Source organism: Streptomyces sp. NBC_01275 (genome assembly GCF_026340655.1).
Lineage (GTDB): Bacteria > Actinomycetota > Actinomycetes > Streptomycetales > Streptomycetaceae > Streptomyces.
In genome coordinates this window covers 2,577,912-2,598,118 of the sequence record NZ_JAPEOZ010000001.1, presented here as the reverse complement: position 1 = coordinate 2,598,118, position 20,207 = coordinate 2,577,912, and the positions used below count along the sequence as shown (strand labels likewise).

At 71.5% G+C, this 20,207-nt stretch carries 19 protein-coding genes; 2 read left to right on the top strand and 17 right to left on the bottom strand.

The features are described from left to right. Positions 1-111 precede the first annotated feature (111 nt). The 16 genes from OG562_RS11255 to OG562_RS11180 form a co-directional block, all read right to left on the bottom strand. Positions 112-1,341, bottom strand: a complete 1,230-nt coding sequence (locus tag OG562_RS11255; RefSeq protein ID WP_266396312.1) for a cytochrome P450 — start codon at positions 1,339-1,341, stop codon at positions 112-114. Between the two features lie 148 nt (positions 1,342-1,489). Then, positions 1,490-2,200 (bottom strand): DsbA family protein, encoded by a 711-nt coding sequence (locus tag OG562_RS11250; RefSeq protein ID WP_266396311.1) that lies wholly within the window; start codon positions 2,198-2,200, stop codon positions 1,490-1,492. A gap of 46 nt (positions 2,201-2,246) precedes the next feature. After that, positions 2,247-2,612: a MarR family winged helix-turn-helix transcriptional regulator gene (locus OG562_RS11245; protein WP_266396310.1), complete on the bottom strand. Its 366-nt coding sequence runs from the start codon at positions 2,610-2,612 to the stop codon at positions 2,247-2,249. 91 nt (positions 2,613-2,703) lie between these two features. After that, positions 2,704-4,125, bottom strand: coding sequence for an MFS transporter (locus tag OG562_RS11240; RefSeq protein ID WP_266396309.1), 1,422 nt, complete (start codon positions 4,123-4,125; stop codon positions 2,704-2,706). A gap of 144 nt (positions 4,126-4,269) precedes the next feature. Next, complete coding sequence (locus tag OG562_RS11235) at positions 4,270-5,580, bottom strand: acyltransferase (protein WP_266396308.1); 1,311 nt, start codon at positions 5,578-5,580, stop codon at positions 4,270-4,272. Between the two features lie 46 nt (positions 5,581-5,626). Next, positions 5,627-6,613, bottom strand: coding sequence for a PDR/VanB family oxidoreductase (locus tag OG562_RS11230; RefSeq protein ID WP_266396307.1), 987 nt, complete (start codon positions 6,611-6,613; stop codon positions 5,627-5,629). After that, entirely contained in the window at positions 6,610-7,500 is an 891-nt protein-coding gene (locus tag OG562_RS11225; RefSeq protein ID WP_266396306.1) for a fumarylacetoacetate (FAA) hydrolase, read from the bottom strand. Before OG562_RS11225 ends, OG562_RS11230 begins: the two co-directional genes overlap by 4 nt. A 45-nt stretch (positions 7,501-7,545) precedes the next feature. Then, positions 7,546-8,835 (bottom strand): pyridoxal phosphate-dependent aminotransferase, encoded by a 1,290-nt coding sequence (locus tag OG562_RS11220; RefSeq protein WP_266396305.1) that lies wholly within the window; start codon positions 8,833-8,835, stop codon positions 7,546-7,548. 229 nt (positions 8,836-9,064) lie between these two features. Then, the gene (locus OG562_RS11215) at positions 9,065-10,762 is read right to left on the bottom strand and encodes an AMP-binding protein (RefSeq protein ID WP_323187500.1); all 1,698 of its coding nucleotides are present in this window, start codon (positions 10,760-10,762) and stop codon (positions 9,065-9,067) included. A gap of 47 nt (positions 10,763-10,809) precedes the next feature. Further along, the gene (locus tag OG562_RS11210; RefSeq protein WP_266396304.1) at positions 10,810-11,952 is read right to left on the bottom strand and encodes a Glu/Leu/Phe/Val dehydrogenase dimerization domain-containing protein; all 1,143 of its coding nucleotides are present in this window, start codon (positions 11,950-11,952) and stop codon (positions 10,810-10,812) included. A gap of 51 nt (positions 11,953-12,003) precedes the next feature. Next, the gene (locus OG562_RS11205) at positions 12,004-12,567 is read right to left on the bottom strand and encodes a gamma-glutamyl-gamma-aminobutyrate hydrolase family protein (protein WP_266396303.1); all 564 of its coding nucleotides are present in this window, start codon (positions 12,565-12,567) and stop codon (positions 12,004-12,006) included. Positions 12,568-12,694: 127 nt separating this feature from the next. Continuing rightward, positions 12,695-13,477 (bottom strand): acetylglutamate kinase, encoded by a 783-nt coding sequence (locus OG562_RS11200; protein WP_266396292.1) that lies wholly within the window; start codon positions 13,475-13,477, stop codon positions 12,695-12,697. 77 nt (positions 13,478-13,554) lie between these two features. Further along, positions 13,555-14,622, bottom strand: coding sequence for an N-acetyl-gamma-glutamyl-phosphate reductase (gene argC, locus OG562_RS11195; protein ID WP_266396291.1), 1,068 nt, complete (start codon positions 14,620-14,622; stop codon positions 13,555-13,557). Next, positions 14,619-15,467 (bottom strand): RimK family alpha-L-glutamate ligase, encoded by an 849-nt coding sequence (locus OG562_RS11190; RefSeq protein ID WP_266396289.1) that lies wholly within the window; start codon positions 15,465-15,467, stop codon positions 14,619-14,621. Before OG562_RS11190 ends, argC begins: the two co-directional genes overlap by 4 nt. A 31-nt stretch (positions 15,468-15,498) precedes the next feature. Beyond that, positions 15,499-15,681 (bottom strand): lysine biosynthesis protein LysW, encoded by a 183-nt coding sequence (locus OG562_RS11185; RefSeq protein ID WP_266396287.1) that lies wholly within the window; start codon positions 15,679-15,681, stop codon positions 15,499-15,501. Positions 15,682-15,770: 89 nt separating this feature from the next. Beyond that, positions 15,771-16,925 carry an isopropylmalate synthase gene (locus OG562_RS11180; protein ID WP_266396285.1) on the bottom strand — a complete coding sequence of 385 codons (1,155 nt, stop codon included), beginning with the start codon at positions 16,923-16,925 and terminating at the stop codon, positions 15,771-15,773. A gap of 370 nt (positions 16,926-17,295) precedes the next feature. On the opposite strand from OG562_RS11180, the gene OG562_RS11175 reads away from it, so the two are divergent. Both OG562_RS11175 and OG562_RS11170 read left to right on the top strand, forming a co-directional pair. Next, entirely contained in the window at positions 17,296-18,099 is an 804-nt protein-coding gene (locus OG562_RS11175) for an arylmalonate decarboxylase (RefSeq protein ID WP_266396284.1), read from the top strand. 11 nt (positions 18,100-18,110) lie between these two features. Further along, positions 18,111-18,635, top strand: a complete 525-nt coding sequence (locus OG562_RS11170; RefSeq protein ID WP_266396283.1) for a nuclear transport factor 2 family protein — start codon at positions 18,111-18,113, stop codon at positions 18,633-18,635. A gap of 300 nt (positions 18,636-18,935) precedes the next feature. Here the strand turns inward: OG562_RS11170 and OG562_RS11165 are convergent, their stop codons facing one another. Next, positions 18,936-19,565 (bottom strand): TetR/AcrR family transcriptional regulator, encoded by a 630-nt coding sequence (locus OG562_RS11165; RefSeq protein ID WP_266396282.1) that lies wholly within the window; start codon positions 19,563-19,565, stop codon positions 18,936-18,938. Positions 19,566-20,207: the final 642 nt, after the last annotated feature.

The following is a 20,207-nucleotide window of genomic DNA, read 5'->3' as shown; positions in this document are numbered from 1 at the left end:
ATGACGCCATGGTCACGCGGAGGGCAGGGGGCGAGAAACCCCTATTCACCCCTTTACTTCATATGCCTGAACGCCGGAGGGCGATGCCTTGCCCGTCCGTCGCCGGGGCCGTCAACCGAACCGCAGCGGAAGCTCGTTCGGACCCGTGATGCCGATGGCCGGTCGCCAGGTGATCGGCGCGGCGACCGACGGCGGACCGAGGTGCTCGGCGAGCGCGGGCAGCGCCTCGCTCAGCTCCATCCGGGCCAGCGGCGCGCCCAGGCAGTAGTGCGGCCCGCCGCCGAACTGCAGGACCGGGCTCTGCCGGGCGACCGTGACGTCGAAGGTCTCGCCGCCCGGGTACGCCAGCGGATCACGGTGCACGGCCTGTACGCCGATCATGAACATGGTGCCCGCGTCGAACGTCTCCCCACGGAACTCGAACGTGTCGCCGGCGTAGCGGTAGACCGCGTTCGACGAGGGGGACCAGCGCATCACCTCCTCGACGGCCTGCGCCGCGAGCTCGGGGGAGCGGCCCAGCAGCGTCCACTGGTCGGGGTGCTCGGAGAAGGTCACCATGGCGTTGGCCAGTTGCAGCCGGGTCGTGTCGTGGGCCGCGAACACCATGGTGACGATGAGGTTGAGCAGTTCGTCCCAGCTGACCGTGGCGTCCGCCCGCTGCGCGGCGACCAGCGCGGAGATGAGGTCGTCGCCCGGGTCGACGGCCTTGTCGGTCATCAGGGCCTCGACGTACCCGTACAGGCCCGTCACCGCGGCCTCGACGCGTGCGGGGATGTCGCCGCCGAGGGCCAGGCTGAAGACGAGGCCGATGTCCGAGCTCCAGGTGCGGAAGACGGGGAAGTCCTCGGCGGGCACGCCGAGCAGCTCGGTCATCACCACCAGCGGCAGGGCGTCGGCGAACTCGGTGAAGAAGTCGCACTCCTGACGGCCGGCCAGCTCCGCGGCGAGGCGGCGCGCGGTGGCCCGGATGAGCGGTCGCAGCCCCTCCACCATGCGCGGGGTGAACGCCTTGTTGACCAGCCCGCGCATCCGGCGGTGGTCGGCGCCGTCGTGGTTGACCAGGGCCGGGACGAACCAGTCGTAGACGGGGCCGTCGACGATGCCGTTCTGTTCCATGAAGCCCTTGCCGTTGTGCGTCAGCCGGGCGTCGCGCACGAGCTCCTGCGCCTCGGCGTAGCGCAGGACGAGCACCCCGAGGGGGGTGCGGGCGTACCAGTTGGCCTCCCGGGCCCGGGCCACCTCGGGGGTGTCGAACCGGAATGCGGGATCGAGAACGTCGAGAAACGGAATTTCCTGGGAACCGGTTACGGCATCCGTCACGGCATCCGTGGGCGCGGTCATGTCTCATTCCTCTCGTCGGCAGGGCGTGTTCGGCAGGGCGCGCTTGAAAAGGGGTGCTCGGCAAGGCGGGCTCGGCAAGGCGTGCTCGGCAGGCGGTACGGGGAGGCGGGAGGGCCGGAGCTGCCCTCCCGCCGGTCTCGGGGTGCGCTCAGTGCGGGACCGGGCAGCCGTCCGGACCGCAGGCGTGGCCGTCCGCGGCGCCGGCGACGACCTGCACGGGCGAGCGGTTCTCCCACGCCCTGGCCAGGGCCCGGGAGAACACCTCGGCGGGCTGCGCCCCGGACACGCCGAACTTCCGGTCGAGCACGAAGAACGGCACGCCCGTCGCGCCGACCGCCGTGGCCTCGCGCACGTCGGCGCGCACGTCCTCGGCGTACGCCGACGGGTCGGCCAGCACGGCCCGGGTCGCGTCGGCGTCCAGCCCGGCCCGCACGGAGAGTTCGACGAGGCGCTCGTCATCGTCGTAGACGGAGCGCTCCTCGGCGAAGTTCGCGCGGTAGAGCAGGGCGAGGAGTTCGTGTCCGCGGCCCTGTTCCCCGGCGAAGTGCAGCAGACGGTGCATGTCGAAGGTGTAGCCGTGGTCGCGGCCCATGACGTAGGGCAGGCCCTCGGCCGCCGACTGCCGCTCCAGGTTCTCCTCGTTGGCCAGCGCCTGGGTACGGCTCCAGCCCTTGCCCTTCATGAGGACGTCGAGGATGGGCTCGGCGTCGCCCTTGGTGCGGCCGGGGTCCAACTGGAAGGACCGGTGCACCACTTCGACCTCGTCGCGATGCGGAAACGCGGCGAGAGCCTTGTCGAAACGGGCCTGTCCGACGTAGCACCAGGGGCAGCTGATGTCCGTCCAGATCTCTACACGCACAGGGATGTTCTCCTTTCGGGGGCGGGGGAGGCCGGGGCACGCCCGGTCAGTGCTGTGCGGCGGGGGGCGTGTCCACGCGTGCGCCGAAGGTCTCCGCGGCCGCGCGGACCGTACGGGCTCCGGGGTCGGTGATCCGTACGAAGGCGGCGCGGCGGTCGCGCAGATCGGCCTTCCGGCTCACCAGACCGCCCCGTTCGAGGCGGTCGAGCAGTCGGCTGACCGACGAGGGGGAGAGGGCTATCGCCTCTGCCAGGTCCTTCGCGCGCAGTCGGGTGCCGGCCCGGTCGAGTTCGCTGAGGGCCAGGAACTCGGACAACGTGATGCCGTGGCCGCGCAACAGCGCGCGGTCCAGCCTCTGCGTCACCCGCCACATCTCGACGATCCGCTCCCGCCACCGGGCCGACTCGCTCATGGACGCTGCTCCTCGGAATCGGAATCGGACGGGGGATCGGAAGGGGAATGACATGTGGTCGGGAACGGGGCCGGCGCCCTGTCGCGTCGGATCAGCCGAGGACGCGTTCGCTCTCCGGCTCGGACCGGGTCTCGGGGGCGGACGCGGCGGAGGTGACCGCCGGCTGCTTCTTGATGGCCAGGGCGAGCAGGCCGCCGAGGACCAGCAGACCGGCGCCGATCAGGCCGGCCAGGCGCAGGCCCTCGACGATGTCCGCCGGGTCGGCGTCGGCGTAGGAGCCGCTGAAGGTGGAGTTGGCGATCGCGACCAGGACGGCGAGTCCCACCGCGCCGCCCACCTGCTGGGCCGTGGAGGCCATGGCGCTGGCCACGCCCTGCTCCTCCGCGTCGACGCCGGAGCCCGCGGTGGCGAACACCGACACGAAGACCAGTCCGCCGCCCACGCCCCAGACGAACGAACCCGGCAGCAGCGCCCAGAAGGACCCTCCGGTGGTCATGACCACGACGGTCAGACCGATGCCGATGCCGTTCACGACCATGCCGAGGCACAGCGTGATGCGGGGGCCGAAGCGCTCCATGAGCTTCGGCGCCAGCTGCCCGGAGCCGATGATGGAGAACAGCGTCAGCGGCAGGAACGCCAGACCCGCCTGGATCGGCGAGTAGCCGAGGACGGGCTGCACATACGTCGTGAACACGTAGTAGGCGCCTGCGAGAGCGGTCTGGAAGACCAGCAGCACGGCCATGGCCACGACCAGCGGGCGGTTGCGCAGCAGCCGCAGCGGCATCAGCGGGTTGCGGGTCTTCGCCTCGGTGACGAAGAAGGCGATCAGCAGGACCACGCCCAGAGCCAGCGCGGAGGCCGGGAGCGTGGCCTCCCAGCCGTGGTCGGGACCGGTGACCAGGCCGGTCACGATCGCGGAGACGCCGACGGTGGCCAGCAGCGCGGCCGGCACGTCGAAGCCGCCGGAGGTGTTCGCGGGGCCGTCGGGGCGCACCGCCCTCGGGGCCGGGATCAGGATGACCAGGGCGAGCGGGATGTTGATGAAGAACACCCAGCGCCACGAGGCCAGGTCGGTCAGCACGCCGCCGAGCAGTGCCCCGGCCGCGAGCCCCAGCGAACCGGCCGCGCCCCACACGGCGAACGCCTTGGTGCGCTGCTGCCCCTCGAAGGAGGTCGCGATCAGGGCCAGCACGGCCGGGAAGAGCAGCGCGCCGCCCATGCCCTGCACCAGCCGCGCCCCGATCAGCACGGCCTGGCCGGTGGCGAGTCCGCCGACCAGGGAGGAGGCGGCGTAGAAGACCAGGCCGGTGATGAACAGCCGGCGGGCCCCGAGCCGGTCGACCGCGCGCCCTCCGAACAGCAGCAGACCGCCGAAGGAGACGGCGTACGCCGAGACGACCCACTGGAGGGACTGGGCGGAGAAGCCCAGCGCCTCGCCGATGTCGGGCAGCGCGACGTACACGATGTTGTAGTCGACGGAGATGATGACCTGGGAAAAGGCCAGTAGAAACATTACGAGTCCGGCGTTCTTGGCCGGTGTTGCAGTGGTCACGAGACCCTCCTCCAGGGCTGACGGTCCGTCAGCTTTCCAATGGTGTGCGCCGGAGTCCAACTGGGCCGGAGTGGGCTCCCCTTCCATCTGTCCGTGTGACCTGAGTCACATGCGGGCGGGGGTGGGGGTCGCCGACGCACTCCCGGCGCGGGCCCGGCGCGAGCGGGACCACCTCCGGGTGACCGGACGCTCGACGCAGGCGTACAGCGCCCAGGCCAGCAGGGTCGACACGGCGAACTGCGCGGCCAGCAGACCGATCGTCGCGGGGGTGGAGAAGAGCCGGTCGCCGAGCAGCTCGCGGGTGTACTCCAGGATCGTGAAGTGCACCAGATAGAAGGCGAAGGAGATGTCGCCGAACCAGACCAGGAAACGGTTGCGGAACAGGCTGGACGTGCCCTGGCTGTCCGCCATGGCCCCCGCCGCGATGACCATCACGGCCGGCAGCAGACAGGCGACCCGGATGCCCCACAGCATCGGCACGTTCAGCGCCACGACGTACGACACCGCGAGCAGCGCCCCCGAGCCCGCCAGGCCGAGGTTGCGCCAGCGCCCCAGCATCACCGCCCGCGCCACCAGCATGCCCAGCACGAAGTCCAGCAGCCGGGCGGGCGGGAAGATGTACGCGAACCAGAAGTAGTTGGCCGAGTGCGCGGGCTCGTTGGGCACCACGGCCGTGCCGACCGGTATGACCGCGTAGGTGAGCAGCGGCACCGCGCAGATCGCCAGGACGACCCCGCCGATCCAGTACTTGAGCCGGGCCGCCGGGATGCGCCGCAGCACCGGATACATCGCCGGGAACGCGAGATAGAAGAACGCCTCGGTGGACAGCGACCAACCCACGTTGTTCACCGAGAAGTTGGTGGGCACGTCCGGCACCCACGACTGGAGCATGAAGAAACTCAGGAAGTCCTGCGTCAGGGTGGTGTGGGAGCCGTCGGCGCCCTCGACCAGCACCCGGGCCAGGATCCACCCGACGATGTACGGCGGCACGATCTTGACGTAGCGCCGGCGCCACCAGGTCGTCGGCGAGGGGTTCCCGCGGTGCGACCAGACCAGGATGAAGCCGCTGAGCGCGAACCAGAACGGCATGGTCAGACCGCCGACCTGCGCGACGGCCCGGTAGAAGCCCTCGGCCGTCGAGTCGTCGGCGAGCAGCCGGATGCTGGGGAACAGCAGCGACGCGTGGAAGAGGAACACGGCCAGGGCCACCGGCGCGCGCAGCCCGGTGAGGGTGGGCAGCCGGGACGCCAGGACAGGCGATTTCACGGCCCCGGCTGCCCCGCCGGCCCCGCCGGAGGGCGGTGCGCCGCCGGTCGTACCGCCCGGGTCGGACGTACTGTGCGGGCCGGTCGCCGTGGGGGACACGGCGGTCGGCGGACCGGGCACGGCCCGGCCGGTGAACTGTTCGGTGCTCATGGACTGTCACTCCTTGAGAGGGTCGCCGGGTGCGGGCCGGCCGGGGTCAGAGGTCGAGCACGAGGCGCTGCGAGCGGCAGCGCGAGACGCAGACGAGCACGGTGTCGCCGGCCGCCCGCTCGGCGTCGCTGAGGACCATGTCCCGGTGGTCCAACTCGCCTTCGAGCACCGGGACCTCGCAGGTCCCGCAGACGCCGTCGCGGCAGGACGCGTCGACCAGGACGCCCACGTTCTCCAGGGCGTCGACGATCGCCTCGTCCGGGCCCACCGTGACGGTGACGCCGGAGCGGACGCACTCCACCTCGAAGGCCCGCTCCTCGCCCGCGCCCTCGCCGTCGGCGCCGTTGCCGTCGGCCGGGGCGGCGGCGAAGTGCTCGACGCGCAGCCGGTCCAGGAGGCCGAGCGCCGCGCATCCGGCCCGCACGGCCGAGGTCAGCCGCTCCGGGCCGCAGCAGTAGACCAACGCGTCGGCCGGGACCCGGGTCAGCACCCGGTCGAGGTCCAGCCGCCCGTGCTCGTCCTTCGGATGGAGCGTCACCGTGCGGTCCGCGGCCGCGAGTTGGCCGAGTTCTTCGCCGAAGGCCATCGAGGCACGGCTGCGGCCCGCGTACCAGAACTCCCAGGGCCGCCCGCGCTCCCCGGCCTCACGGGCCTGGGTGAGCAGCGGGGTGACGCCGATGCCGCCCGCGACGAAGACGTAGGCCCCGGCGTCGGCCAGCTCGAAGTGGTTGCGCGGTCCGCGCACGGTGACGCTCGCGCCGGGCCGCAGCGCGCGGTGCACATACGCCGAACCGCCGCGCGAGGCAGGGTCGTTGAGCACCGCCACCCGGTAGCGGGCGGGGTCGGCCGGGTCGCCGCACAGGCTGTACTGGCGTACCAGCCCGTCGAGGTGCAGGTCGATGTGCGCCCCGGGGGTCCAGGCCGGCAACGGCTTGCCCTGCGGATGCACCAGGTCGACGGAGAGGACGTCCGTCGCCTCCCAGGTCATCCGGTGCACCAGCAGGTCGAACGGCTCCTGAGAGGCCCCGCTCATGACGTGACCGAGCCGCCGAACCGGATGTCGTTGGAGAAGACCACGTCGTGGCTCTTCACGTCGATCGTGACCCGGTCGCCGTCCGCGATCCGGAAACCGTCGTGGAAGCTCGCCCGGTCGGCGCCGAGCAGCACGTAGTTCACCAGCCCGGGCCGGCGCACCGCGGGGAACGAGAACAGATGGTCGGCCATGTCGCGGACCTTGAAGTACAGGGAGTCCTCGCCGCAGTCGAAGCCGCCCTCCCAGGCGGTGGCGCCGTCCCGCTCGACGGTGACCCGGCCGGTCACGGTCGTCGGCGGCTCCCCGAGGAAGAGCCACGGTGTGAGAGCGGTGTCGCAGAGCTTGCAGTACGGGTTCCAGCCCGGGTTCTCGAGATGCAGGCCGATGTCGCACAGGTCGTTGCCGAAGGTGTAGCCGGCGTAGTGCGGGGCGCCCTCCTCGTCGTTGACGTAGACGAGCGCCACCTCGGGCTCCTCGATCAGCGCGACCGGCTTCGACGGGACGACGAGGGTCTCGCCGGGCAGCCGGAGCCAGTTGCCCAGGCCCTTGAAGAACCAGTTCGGCGGGACGAACTCCTCGCCCTCCTGGGGCTCGGTCTCGAACTTCGACCGGTGCGTCCGCATGAAGCCGCTCACCAGCGAGTCTCCGGTGGCGGTGGGGAGCAGCGGCGGGAGGAGGCGCAGCTCGGGGTCGTCGGCCGCGACCGTGACGCTCTCGGCGCCGGCGACGACGGTCGCGACGATCTGCTCCGGGTCGCCGCCCGCGGCGAACTCCGTGCGCAGCCGGTCCTCCGCGACCTTGTACAGGGTCACGCTGTCGCCGGCGGCCGGCTTGCCGAAGCCGACGTGCCGCTCGCCCCGGTACTCGCTCTCGAACAGGATGGACATGATGACAGCCCTCCTAAGGGCAGTTGAGGAGAAGTTGACGATGTGTCAGATGCGGGTGGCGGCCCGCCCGCCGGTCAGATCGGCCAGCGCCTCCGCGATGCGGTCCAAAGACGCCCGGATCCAAGGGAGTTCACGGGGATCGTCGGCGGCCAGGGCCGCGTGTCGCTGCTCGTCCGTGTCGCCGTAGAGCCTGCTGGTGGCGGCCCGTAGCCGCAGGGAGCCGGTGGGCTCGCCGAAGGCGCTCCCGGGCAGCAGTCCGACTCCGTGCCGGGTCAGGAGCAGGTCGGCGAGTTCGGCGCCCGTGCGCACCCCGTGGGCCTGGGCCAACCGCGCCCGCAGCGGCTCGAAGTCGGGGTAGACGTAGCAGGTCGCCCGGACCGGAGCGACCAGGGCGCCGGCCGCGGCGAACCGTGCGGCCACCGCGCGGGCCACCACGCCGTGCAGCCGGCGGCAGGCCGCGATGTGCTCGACCACCTCCGGCGGCTCGTCGAAGGCGTACGCCGCCGCCTCCTGCACCGGCGCCGCGGCGCTGGACCAGATCTGGCTGGCGATGCCGGTGAGCCGTTCGCCGAGGGCGCGGCCCGACTCGCCGTCGGGGAGCCGGGCGACGCCGAGCCGCCAGCCGCCCAGCGCCAGGTTCTTGGTGAGCCCGGTGGTGACCACGGTGCGCTCGGGGGCGTGCAGTGCGGGGGACTCGGCCCGGACCCGAGGGTCCAGGACGAGGTCGCAGTAGATCTCGTCGGACACGACGACCAGCCCGAGCTCGCGCGCCGCCGCGCCCAGCCGTCGTACCGTGTCGGGCTCCGCCACCGCGCCGGTCGGGTTGTCCGGCAGGGTGACCACGACCGTGCGGGGGTCCTGGCCGGCGGCCCGGGCGGCGGCGACCGCCTCGCGCAGCAGGTCCGGATCCGGGACGCCGCCCTGGCCGGGCGGCACCGGAACGGGGATCGGCCGGGAGCCGACGAGCCTGGCCTGAGCCGCGTAGCTGACCCAGCTCGGCGCGGGGACGACGACGTCGCCGCCGACGGCCAGCAGCAGCCCGAACAGCAGGGGTTTGCTGCCCGGGCCGCACACCACCTGGCCCGGCTCGGTGTCCAGCCCGCGCCGCCGCCAGTACCCGGCGACGGCCGTCCTCAGCCGGGCGCTGCCGGCCACCGGGCCGTAGGAGTTGAGGCCCGCGGCGGCGGCCAGCCGTTCCCGCAGCACCGGCAGCACGGGCAGCCCGATCTCGCCGCTCGTCATCGGGATGACCTGCTCCCCGGCCTGCCGCCGCCGGGCGATCGCCTCGTCGGCGGCGAGCGTGGCCGACATCGTCACCGAGGCGGACTGAGACATGACGGACTCCCCTGACTGGTTACGTGGTTACGTGGTGGCTTGTGGCTTGTGGCTTGTGCGTTGTGGCTTGTGACCTGGCGACCAGTCACCTGGTGACCGGTGACCGGTGACCGGTGACCTGGTGCTCGGCGCCTGTTGCTCGGCGTTCGGGAAGGAGGGTGCGGGCCGGGCCGAGGCGCCCGTCCCGGCCCGCACCCACCGCGTCAGCCCTCCGCCGCGGCCGATCGCCTCACGCGTCGCCGAACCGCTGCCGCAGTTCCGCCTTGCGGACCTTGCCCGTCAGGGTCTTGGGCAGGGCGGGGACCCACACCAGGCGGTCGGGGAGGAACCGTTCGTCCAGGTCGGCGGCGCGCAGATGCGCGCGCAGCTCCTCCAGGGACGGCGTCTGCGTGCCGGTGGGCACGACCACCGCGAGGATCGGGTCGGAGACCTGCCCGGACGCCCCGACCAGCGCGGCCTCGGACACCAGCGGATGCCGGCAGATGATCGACTCCAGCTCGGCCATGGGCACGACCATGCCGTCCCGCATCACGGCGTCCTTGGCCCGGCACAGCACCCGGATGCCGCCCCGGCCGTCGTCCCGCGCCACGTCACCCGTGTCGAACCAGCCGTCGTCGATCATCTGCTCCGCGAACACTCCGTCGCGCTTGTAGTACGTCAGCGCCTGCGACGCCCCCCGTACCCGCAGCCGCCCCACCGGAGCCCGCTCGGTCGGGTTGAGGCACTTGTCGATCCGGATCTCCATGGCGTCGATCGGCCGACCGTTGCTGTACGCGGCCCAGTCCTGGTTGTAGTCGAGCCGGGTGATGGTCACCGGACCGTTCTCCGACATCCCCCACAGCGAGTAGGTGCGCGCCCCCAGCGTCTCGCGGAGCTCGTCCACCAGCGGCTGGAGCACCGGCGCCGAGCCGGTCACCACGTGCCGCAGCGTGCTGACGTCCCGCGGATCGCGCCGCTGGGACTCGGAGATGTCGGTGAGCGTCGGCGGCGGCCCGTAGACCAGCGTGCCGCCGTACCGTTCCACCAGGTCCAGCAGTGCTTCGTTCCTGCGCACGTCCTGGAAGGCGATGGTGCCGCCCAGCATGACGCTGGCGAGGATGCCCTGCGCGAAGCCCGAGTAGTGCACCAGCGGGGTGGTGACCACGGCGACCAGACTGTGGTCGAGCAGGAACGTGTCGGCGTAGCCGCGGATCGCCGCGTGGACCGTGTTCTGGCTGTGCAGCACGCCCTTGGACTCGCCCGTGGTGCCCGAGGTGAACAGCACCACGAACGGTTCGTCGGGCCGCAGTTCGAGACCGGCCAGCGCCTCGTCGTCGTGTACGTCCTCCCAGGCGCCGGCCACGAAGTGGTCATGGAAGTCCAGCGCCCCCTCGGGGGCGTGCCCGTCGACCACCACGACATGCTCCAGCGTGGGCAGTTCGGCCCGCAGCCCGGTGACGATCTTGGCCAGCGGGGTGCCCTCCCACTCCGGCACGGTCACGCACACCCGCGCCTCGGTCAGCCCCAGCCGGTGGCGCAGCTCGTCCTCCGGGCAGATCGGCGAGATGGGGCAGACCACCGCGCCCACCCGGATGCACGCGTAGATCAGCGGCACCATCTCCCACCGGTTGGGCAGCTGCACGGCCACGAAGTCGCCGCGGCGCACACCCAGTTCGACCAGCCCCGCGGCGAACCGGTCGGTGACCCGGGCCAGTTCGGAGTAGTCCAGGGTGTCGGTGCGGGCCTGGGCGAGCCGTCGGCCGGCCACCGCGGTCTTGTGCGGGCGCAGCCGGGCCTGCCGGCGCAGATCGTCGAGGAACGTCTCGTCACGCCACCAGCCGCGCTGCCGGTACATCGCCTCCCGGGTCGGCCGGTCGTGCGGCAGCGGACTGGTGATCGCGACGGTCTCCAGGGTCGCGGGGCTGGTGGCGAAGGTGGTGGAGGGCACCGTCGCAGAAGGTGTGGAAAGGGTTGCTGAAACGGTCGTCGGAGCGGTCATCGGTGCTCCTTTCGGCGTGCCGATATGAGGGCCGGCAGCGGGTCCTCGTGGGGGGTGGCGGCGGCGATCTCCAGCAGGTCCAGGGTGTTGCGCCGCACGCGGTCGCCCACCCAGTCGAAGACCCAGTTCTTGCGCTGGTCGCCCGGCAGTTCGAACGGCACGACCCGGGCCAGCGCCAGCCCGGCGGCCGCGGCGCCGCCGACGTTGGCGACGACGTCCGGCACCAGCACCGCGCCGCCCACGGCCAGCTTCAGCTTCGCCTCCGGGCTGACGGTGATGTTGCCGCCCTCCACCACGAGGCGGGCGCGCAGCCGGTGCACGTTGTCGGAGTTGACGGCGTTGTGGTTGGCCGCGAGCACCAGCACGTCGGCGTCGACGTCCAGCCAGGCCTCAGGCTCGTCCGAGACCGTGACCTCCTGCGGCAGCCGGGACCGGTCGATCCGGCCGAAGCCGTCCGTGAGCGCGAGCAGGTCGTCGACCGGCAGCCGGTCCGCGCTGATCGTGCCCTGGACGTCGGCGACCGCGACGATCCGGTGCCCGCGCCGCTCCATGAACCGCGCCACGGCCCGGCCGACGCTGCCGAAGCCCTGGACGACGACCCGGCGCGGACCGCCCCCGCGGTGCAGCCGCTCCAGCGCGGCGACCGCGGCGACGCCGACCCCGTGCCCGGTGCAGTCCACCAGCGGCTCGTAGTACGTGCGCCAGTCGTACGGCATGTCGACGGCGCGGTTCTTGCGGCGCGGGTCGTAGCCCGCCTCGGCGAAGAACACCGCCCGGTCGGCCGGGGTGACGCCCAGGTCGCAGCCCAGGTGGATGCCGCCGTGCAGCAGCGGGGCGACGGTACGGCCGAAGGTGCGCAGGGTGTTCTCGCGGTCGGAGCCGTCGGAGAGGATGCCCGCCTTGGCGCCGCCGATCGGCAGGCCGACCAGGGTGAGCTTGTCCGTCATGCCGCTGGCCAGGGCGCGTACCTCGGCCTCGGTGACGTCGGAGGTCATCCGGGTGCCGCCCATGGCGAGCGAGTCGACCAGGGAGTCGACCACGACCCAGCCCTTCAGCGGGCCCCCGCTGCCGTTCAGGGAGACCGTGAAGGCGGGCTCCTGGCCGCCTTCGCGCGCCGACCCCTCGTTCAGAACGCTCATTTCATGAACCTCGCGATCGATCCGGTGATGAAGTGATCCGAAAAGGGCTGTTCAGCGGTACAGATCGGCGAATCCACGCAGGATCTCCTTGCCGTCCTGACGGAATTCGAGATGGGCCTGCGCACCGTGGATACGGCCGTCCGTCGAGCGCAGGAATTCGACGGGCGCGTGCTGGGACCGCCCGATCGCGCGGAAACCGTCCGGTGCGGCCTGCAGATAGAGCGTGTGCCGCTGAAACACCGTGACGGTCGGTTTCACATGGGCGAAGACCGGTTCCTCGGTGTCGACGCCCACCTCGAACCCGCCGACGCGCTGCGGTCCTTCGGCGAGTTCCGCGCCGTTCGCCACGGCGATGATCTGCATGCCGCCGCAGATCCCGAAGACGGGCACGTCGGCGGTCATGACGAGGTCGATCAGCGGCCGGTAGTAGTCGCTGTCGTAGGCGCGGACCTTCGTCCCGCTCAGCACGATCGCCTGGTAGCGCCCGTTCGTCCGGCTCGGCACCGAGGCGGCGTCGACGGCGTCGGTCTCGGAGCCCAGTTCCTCGAACCGCTTGCGCAGCTGTTTCAGCGACAGCGTTCCGTTGTTCACCACCAGAACCCGGGAAGTCGCCACGAGTTCCGCTCCTCTCGATAGGGATCCGGATAGATGTGGACGTCCGGATCGATGTGGACGTCCGGACCGGTCTGGACGTACGGACCGATGTGGACGCACGGACCGATGTGGACGTCCCGATCCGGGCTCAGGTCCGGGCGATGACCGTGCCGGTGCGTCCGGCCAGCAGGTCCGTCACCGGCGCGCTGCCGATGACGACCCGTTCGACGCCGCCGTCCAGCGCCTCGCCGGCCGCCCGCAGTTTCTTGCGCATGCCGCCGGTGGCCTTGCGGTCGCGGAACGCGGCGGCCGCCTCGGCGTCGATCCGCGCCACCGGCTCCCCGTCGATCAGCAGATGCGTCACGTCGGTGACGAGCACCAGGTCGGCGGCGCCCGCCGCGGCCGCGACGGCGGCGGCCGCCCGGTCGGCGTCGGTGTTGACCTCCTGGCCCGCGGAGTTGCGGGCCAGCGGGGTGACGAGCACCGCCTCGCCGGGCTTCAGCCCGGCGAGCGGCTCCGCGTCGACCCGGGTGATGGGGCCGACGAGGTTGTCCAGCTCGACCAGCTCCTTGCCCCGCCACCACCACCGCTCGCCCGCGCCCGCGCCGACCAGCCCGTCGCTGCCGAGCAGCCGCCGGGCGGTCAGCCCGAGCGACTCCAGCCGCCCCACGACCTGCTTGCCGAGGTCCGCGCTGACGGTCTTGATGTCCTCGATGACCTCGGGCGTCGTCCACCGGCTCTGGTTGCCGTAACGGTCGCGCAGGATCGCCGACGGGTCGGTGTAGCGGGCGTCGAGCTGTTTGAGCGGCTTGGACCAGCCGTGCACCAGCACGAGCGGACGACCGCGGCCGTGTGCGGCCAGGTCCTCCCACCAGCCGTCCGTGAGGTCCGCCAGACAGCTCCCGCCGAGCTTGACCACGGTGGGCGCCACGCCGGCCCTCGCGTTACTGCCGTTACTGCCGTTACTGCCGTTACTGCGGATACCGCCGTTGCCTCGGCCGCTCGCGCTCATGCCGGCATCACGGGCTGCATCGTCAGCCCCGTCTCCTCGGGCAGCGAGAACCGCAGGTTGAGCGCCTGCACGGCCTGCCCGGCCGCGCCCTTGACCATGTTGTCCAGCGCCGACAGGACGACGATCCGCCCGTCGTCGGGGTCGTGCAGCACGGTCACGTCGCAGTAGTTCGACCCCAGCACCGCCTGCGGGTCCGGCACCGGGATCAGCGTCTCGTCGTGCCGTCGCACCCGCACGAACCGGCGCCCCTTGTAGAAACGCAGATACGTCCGCTGCAACGTACGGGCGTCCACCTCGCCGTCGGTGAACACATAGCAACTGGCGAGCAGCCCCCGTACATGCGACACCCCGTACGCCGACATGGTCAGCGAACCGATCCGGCCCGGCTTGCCGCGCTGGAAGAAGTCGCCCACCTCGGCCGCGTGCCGATGCCCCAGGGGGGCGTACGGTGCGATGGCGCCGTTGCGCAGCGGGTGCAGGTCGGCGGTGCGCAGCTGCAGTCCGCCGCCGCTGGAACCGCTCTTGCCGTCCACCACCACGGTCCTCAGCTCCAGGCCGAGCTCCAGGACCAGCGGGGCCAGTCCCAGCGTGATGGCGGTGGCGTAGCAGCCCGGCAGCGAGATCAGCGAGGCGTCGGGAAGCTGGTCGCCGATCAGCTCCGGCACCCCGTAGACGAAACGATCCGCCAGCTCGGCCCGCCGCCGTACCTTCGGATACCAGCGGTCGTGCAGATCGGCGGAACGGATACGGAACGCACCGCTCAGATCGATCACGCACGGCACCCGGTCGGCCAGCCGCTGCGCCAGCTCGGCGGAGACCCCGGCAGGCGTCGCGAGGAACACCGCGTCGCAGCGGCCGGCGAGGTCGTCGCCGATCTCGTCGCCGACCGGCTCCACCGTCAGCCCGAGGTCGAGCCGCAGGCCCGGGTGGAGCTGCGCCGGCCGTTTCCCGGCACTGGACGAGCCGCCCAGATAGGTGAGTTCGAGCTCGGGATGCTGGGTGATCAGCCGGATCAGCTCACCGCCGGCGAGGCCGGAGGCGCCGATGACGCCGACGCGGATCATCCGATGACCTCCAGCACATGGCGGCTCACGGCCGACGGGATGTCCACCCCGGTCGCCGAGGCCACGCCCCGGAAGGCCGGCGCGTGGTTGACCTCGTTGACGACATAGCCGGACGGCGTCTCGAACAGGTCGACGCCGTAGATGCCGGCGCCGAGGACGTCCACCACGCTGTCCACGATCTTCAGCAGCTCGGGCTCCTGCTCGACCGGTTGCGTACGGTTTCCGAGCGCCGCGTTGTTGCGCCAGTCGGCGCCGCCGCTGACGAACCGCGCCGCGGCCACCAACTCCCGCCCCACGACCAGGCAGCGGACCGATCCGCCCTCGAGGTACGGCTCCAGGAGGCAGGCCTGCTCGAAGGCGTGCCCGAGGTCCTCGACGTAGTCGTACACGGACTGCGCGGTGTCGGAGTGCCGCAGCAGCGTCACCCGCTTGCCCATGCCGCCGAAGACGGGCTTGAGCACCAGCGGCAGGTCGAGCTGCTCCAGCGCCCTGACGAAGTCCCGGCGCGAGAGCACCAGCCGGAAGTCGGGCACCGGCACGCCCGCGGCCCGCAGCTCGGTGCGCAGGGCCAGCTTGTTCTCACACGCGTGGATCGCGTAGGCCGAGTTCAGCGTGGGGATCCGCGAGGCCTCCGCGAGGCTCGCCAGCAGTCCGCCGCGGGTGTAGCTGCGGCTGCGCACGAGCACCGCGTCGTAGTCGCTGAGGGACTCGGCGTGCGGATCCCCCAGGCACAGGGACTCGTCGTTGACCCACTCGACGTGCAGATCGAACGCGCCGGCGGTCTCCATCAGCCGGCGTTCCTCCCAGCCGACGCGATCCGCGACGATGGCTACTTTGCCGCCCATGACAGGTCGTTCCTCCCTGCGCCCAAGGCGCTCACTGGCCCCAGTCACGGAGCTGGACCTCGACCATCTGCAGCGAGAGCAGCCCGCTGCTGACGTCCTCGACGCGCAGCGTGAGCATGCACTCGGGGCAGGCGAGGGTCTCTCCCTTGACCATCGGGGGCGTCGTCAGATCGGTCTCGCACTCGGGGCAGGCACCGGTGAGGGTGGTGGACATATGTCGTCTCCAGAACGGTTGGCGGGCCGTGCGGCCCGGGTTCGGCGTGCCGTCGGCGGGCTCAGCGGGCCCGGAAGTCCACGGCGGGCTCAGAGGGCCCGGAACTCCACGGCGGACTTGCGGACGGCGTCCGCGTCGAGCAAGGGGTTTCCGCGCTGTTCCTGACGGGACGTCAGCCATACGGTGAAGGCGTCGACGTCGAGATCGGCGGCCTCGTCGGCCAGCGCCCAGGTGACCAGGGCCGGGGTCAGTCGGGACCGCACCCGCAACTCCCTGGAGTTGCCCATGAGTTCGGCGGGCAGCGTCTCGTAGGCCTCGGGGTGGGAGAGCTGACCGGGCAGCTCGTAGGCGAAGGCGTGCGGGGTGGTGGGGCCGGACTGGAAGGCCTCGCCCAGCCCCGCCCCGGCCAGCGCCGCCCGGGACAGCTCGGTGAGATGGGTGAGGTCGAAACGGGTGTCGCCGTACACGACCCGCAGCGAGGTGAGCAGTTCGGCGAGCGGCGCGTTCCCGCCCCGTTCGCCGATCCCGCCCACCGTGGCGGAGATCCACTCGGCGCCGGCCCGGACCGCGGCCAGCGAGTTGGCCACGGCCATGCCCAGCATGTTGTGCGAGTGGATCTCGATCTCGGCGCCGTCGATCGCGGTGAGATCGGCGATCTTCTCCTCCATCTGCCAGGGGGAGAGGTACGCGACCGTCTCGGCCAGCCGGAACCGGTCGGCCCCGGCCTCGAATCCGGCGGCGACATACGGCACCAGGCGCTCCCTGGGCGTACGGGCGCCGTCCTCGCCGCTGAAGGTGACGTGGAACCCGCGGTCCTTCGCCGCCTGGATCGCCGCCCGGGCCACCGAGTGCAGATACTTCGCGCTGGGCGTGCCCAGCTTCAGCGCGGCGTGCTCCTCGGACGTCGGGATCGAGAACATCACATGGGTCACGCCCAGCCGCAGCGCCTCGTCCAGCGCCCGGGTCGCCTGCGGGCGGTCCCGCACCACGACGAGGGACATGCTGCGGTCGGGCCCGATGGACTCGTGGGTCGCGAGGATGAGGTCCTCGTCCTTCGAGGACGGGCCGGAGATCATCCCGACCTCGACCAGGTCCACGCCGGTCCGCACCAGCAGATCGGCGATGACCGCCGCGTCCTTGGGGCCGAACTCCACGCCCGCCATGTGCGCGGAATCCCGCAGCGTTGCGTCGGATATGTGGGGAAGCCTCTCCGAGAGGCCGCCGTCCTGCCGTGATACCGCCATCGCATTCACTCCTTGGAAATTCGCCGAGAAGCAGAAAATCGGGGAGAAGCTGAAGTTCTGGGAGTTCTGGGAGTTCGGTGAGCTCGGGCTTACTGGCTTACGTGCTTGCTTGCCGGCCGTTGCCGAACATCCTTCCGAAAGCAGGCATTCCTCGTCAAGGACCTTCACGTCAGGGGTATGTCAGGCATCGTCAAGGTGAAGTGAGAGAAGGAAAGGCGCACGAGAAGCAGGTCAGAATCCCGGTAATTCATCGCGGAATTACTGGCGTTCGACGGTCGGCCGGGATTAGCGTCGGACCCGGTTCGACCCGACCGATGGGCGATCCCGCACACCGATAGGCGATCCCGTACAGCAGATTGGTGATCCCGACATGGCCCTTTCCCGGACACCCAGGCTCGGTGTCGTCGTCCCCCCGGAGAACCCCACCGCCGAGCCCGAGTTCAACCGCCTCGTCGGCGACCGGATGAACGTCTTCGCCGCGCGCTTCCCGGTCACTCCGGACCTGGGCCTGCGCGACATGCTGGAGACCTACAACACCGTGCTGCCCGAGACCCTGGCCGGCTTCGGCGCGATGCGGCTCGACGCCGCGGTGGTGGCCTGCAGCGCCTCGCACTACCTGCTCTCGCCCGACGGCGACCGCAGGTTCTGCGCCGAGCTCACCGAGCGGGCCGGCTGTCCGGTGCTCTCCTCCACCCAGGCCATCCTCGCCGCGTGCGAGGCGCTCGGGCTCACCCGGCTGACCCTGGTCTCGCCCTACGAGTCCTGGCTGACCGACACCTCGCGCGCCTTCTGGGAGGAGGCCGGCCTCACGGTCGTACGCACCGTGCAGGTCCCGGCCGGAGAGCGCGCGGGGGAGATCGCCGGGGGGCGCCCGGGAGAGCAAGCGCAGGAGCGCTTCAATCCGTACGAGGTGACCACCGAGGCCATCCTGGAGCGGGTGCGCGGGCAGGTCCCCGCCGACGACTGCGCGCTGCTGTTCACCGGCACGGGGATGTACACGCTCGCCGCGCTGGACGAACTCGCCCAGGAGACCGGCCGGGTGCTGCTGACCTCGAACCTGGCCTGCGCCTGGTGGGCGCTGCACACCGTGGGGGCCCGACCGGGCGAGGGGGGCCACCCCCTGCTGCGGCGGCTGGCCCACCGGATGAACACGGCGGGGGCGAGGGCGGCGTGAGCGGAGGAGTCGTGAGCGGAGGAGTCGTGAGCGCGGAGGTCTCGGACATGCCGACGCTCCGTCTGCCGGACGTCCTGCTCGCGCAGGACACGCCCGTCCGGCTCACGGCGGATGACGTGACCCGCCTGGTCGAGGACTGGTTCGCGGCGCTGGATCGGCGCGGGCCGGTCGAGGACCTGCTGCCGTTCCTGGTCCCGCGGGGGCTCGTCCTGCATGTCCCGGAGGGCGTCGTCCGGGAGCACGAGGGCTTTCGCGGCTGGCACGCCGACACGCTCCGCCGGTTCACCGCGAGCGCCCATACGCTCACCTCGGTCGACGTCCGCCTCAACGACGGCCCCAGCGCCGAGGTCAGACTGACCGTCGCCTGGGAGGGCGCCGCACACCGCCTCGCCCTGGGCCGACGCCGGCGGCTGGCGCACGAGGCCCACCAGACCTGGACCGTCGCCCGGCAGGACGGCGCCCCGCGCATCCGCACCCTGGCGGTGACGGGCCTGACCGCGATGGTCGAGGCCCTGCCCCTGCCCTTGCCCCTGTAACTCCCAAGACCTGCCGTCCCGTTCCCCCCCCTTCCGGGACGGCATCCCCGGCACGGCCGCGGCGCCTGGGCGGACGCCGCGGCCGTGCCCTTTGCGTTGCACGGGAACGGGGGCGGGCGCGAGCAACGCAAAGGGGACGGGCACGGGGTCGGCCGTCGGCGCGAGCCGGGGCGCGGGGGTGGTACGAGGCGACGTACAGGGAAGCTGTCCGCCAAGCGGCGACGCCTCCGAAGCCGTCTCGCCCCCGAACCCGCCTCGCCCTCGCCCCGAACCCACCCCGCCCCGCCCCGCCCTCGCCCCTCAGGACACCAGCTCGTCTTCCCCGCGACCCTGGGTGCGGGTGCCGTCGGCGACTCCTCGCAGCACGACGTGCCAGATGTCGGACAGCTGGGACTCTGCGCTCTCGCTCGGGTCGCGCGCGCCGCTCGTGGCGCAGCGGATCTGGGCCTCCGCGCCGGTGAGCAGATGCACCACGAGCGCCTGCACCGCCTTCGGGTCGATGCCCTGGCGCAGATCGTGCCCGGTCGCGCTCTCGAGCAGCCGTTCGACGGTGGGCAGCCAGGTCGCCGGCCAGTCGGCCGACGTGCTGCGGCGCTCGCGCGTGAGCCGTGCCGCCGCCCGTACGATCGCCTCCTTCTCCAGCAGCCGCGCGAGCTCGAGCGTCACCCCGACCAGGACCCGCAGGGGTCGGTCGGGGTCGACGGCCACCCGGTCCAGCGCGTCCCGGGTGATGGTTCCGCCGCGCACCTGGACCGCGTCGGCCAGATCGTCCTTCGTCGGGAAGTGGAAGGTCAGCGCGCCCATGGAGATGCCTGCCGCCTTGCTGATCCGGGAGAGCGTGGTCGTCCCGTATCCGTCGCGATCGAAGAACTCGGCGGCCGCCTGCATCAGGGTCTCGCGCGTACGTGCGGCCCGCTCCTGCTTCACCATGGTCCGTCTCCAGAACTCCACCGACCGGGGGTTGTCGAACGGTTCGACGAGGGCCGGCCGTGCCCGACGGGGACAGGCCGGAGTGCACCGTCCCTTGTCCGCCCGTCCAACTCGTCGACAGCCGGTGTTCCTTCCCGTTCCACCATTGTGTCCGTCATTGTGTCCGCATCGCGGACCGTGTGACGGACCACGTCTGTTGCGGCAGCGAATTCTCGCCACGTGGTGCCAGACGTCTCGCCCGTAGCGGAAATTGATCGCACGTGTGTGCGTGAGCACGTATGTCCTTCTACCGCTCGGACGCTCAAGTAACCCGATCTCCCGTGCTGATTAGCTTCTGCACAACATCAATGCTGCCTGAGTGCGCACTGCTTCGCCGTGTCCCCGAGGTCGTGTCCCCGAGTCCGCGCCCCGGGATCGCGCCTCCGGGTCGCGTCCTGGTGAGGCCCCGGCGGTGCTCGGCGACTCGTCTCAGGTCACCGACCGACTTGGCAAAGGTGCGGACAACTATCACAATAACAAAGAGAACGTTCGTTATGGTTTTGGGGTCGTCGCACTGCGTCCGTCACACCGAGCACGGGGGTGCGTCTTGCCAGGGAAGGAACGCAGCATGACGGAGCACCACATGACTCCGGATCTCCAACC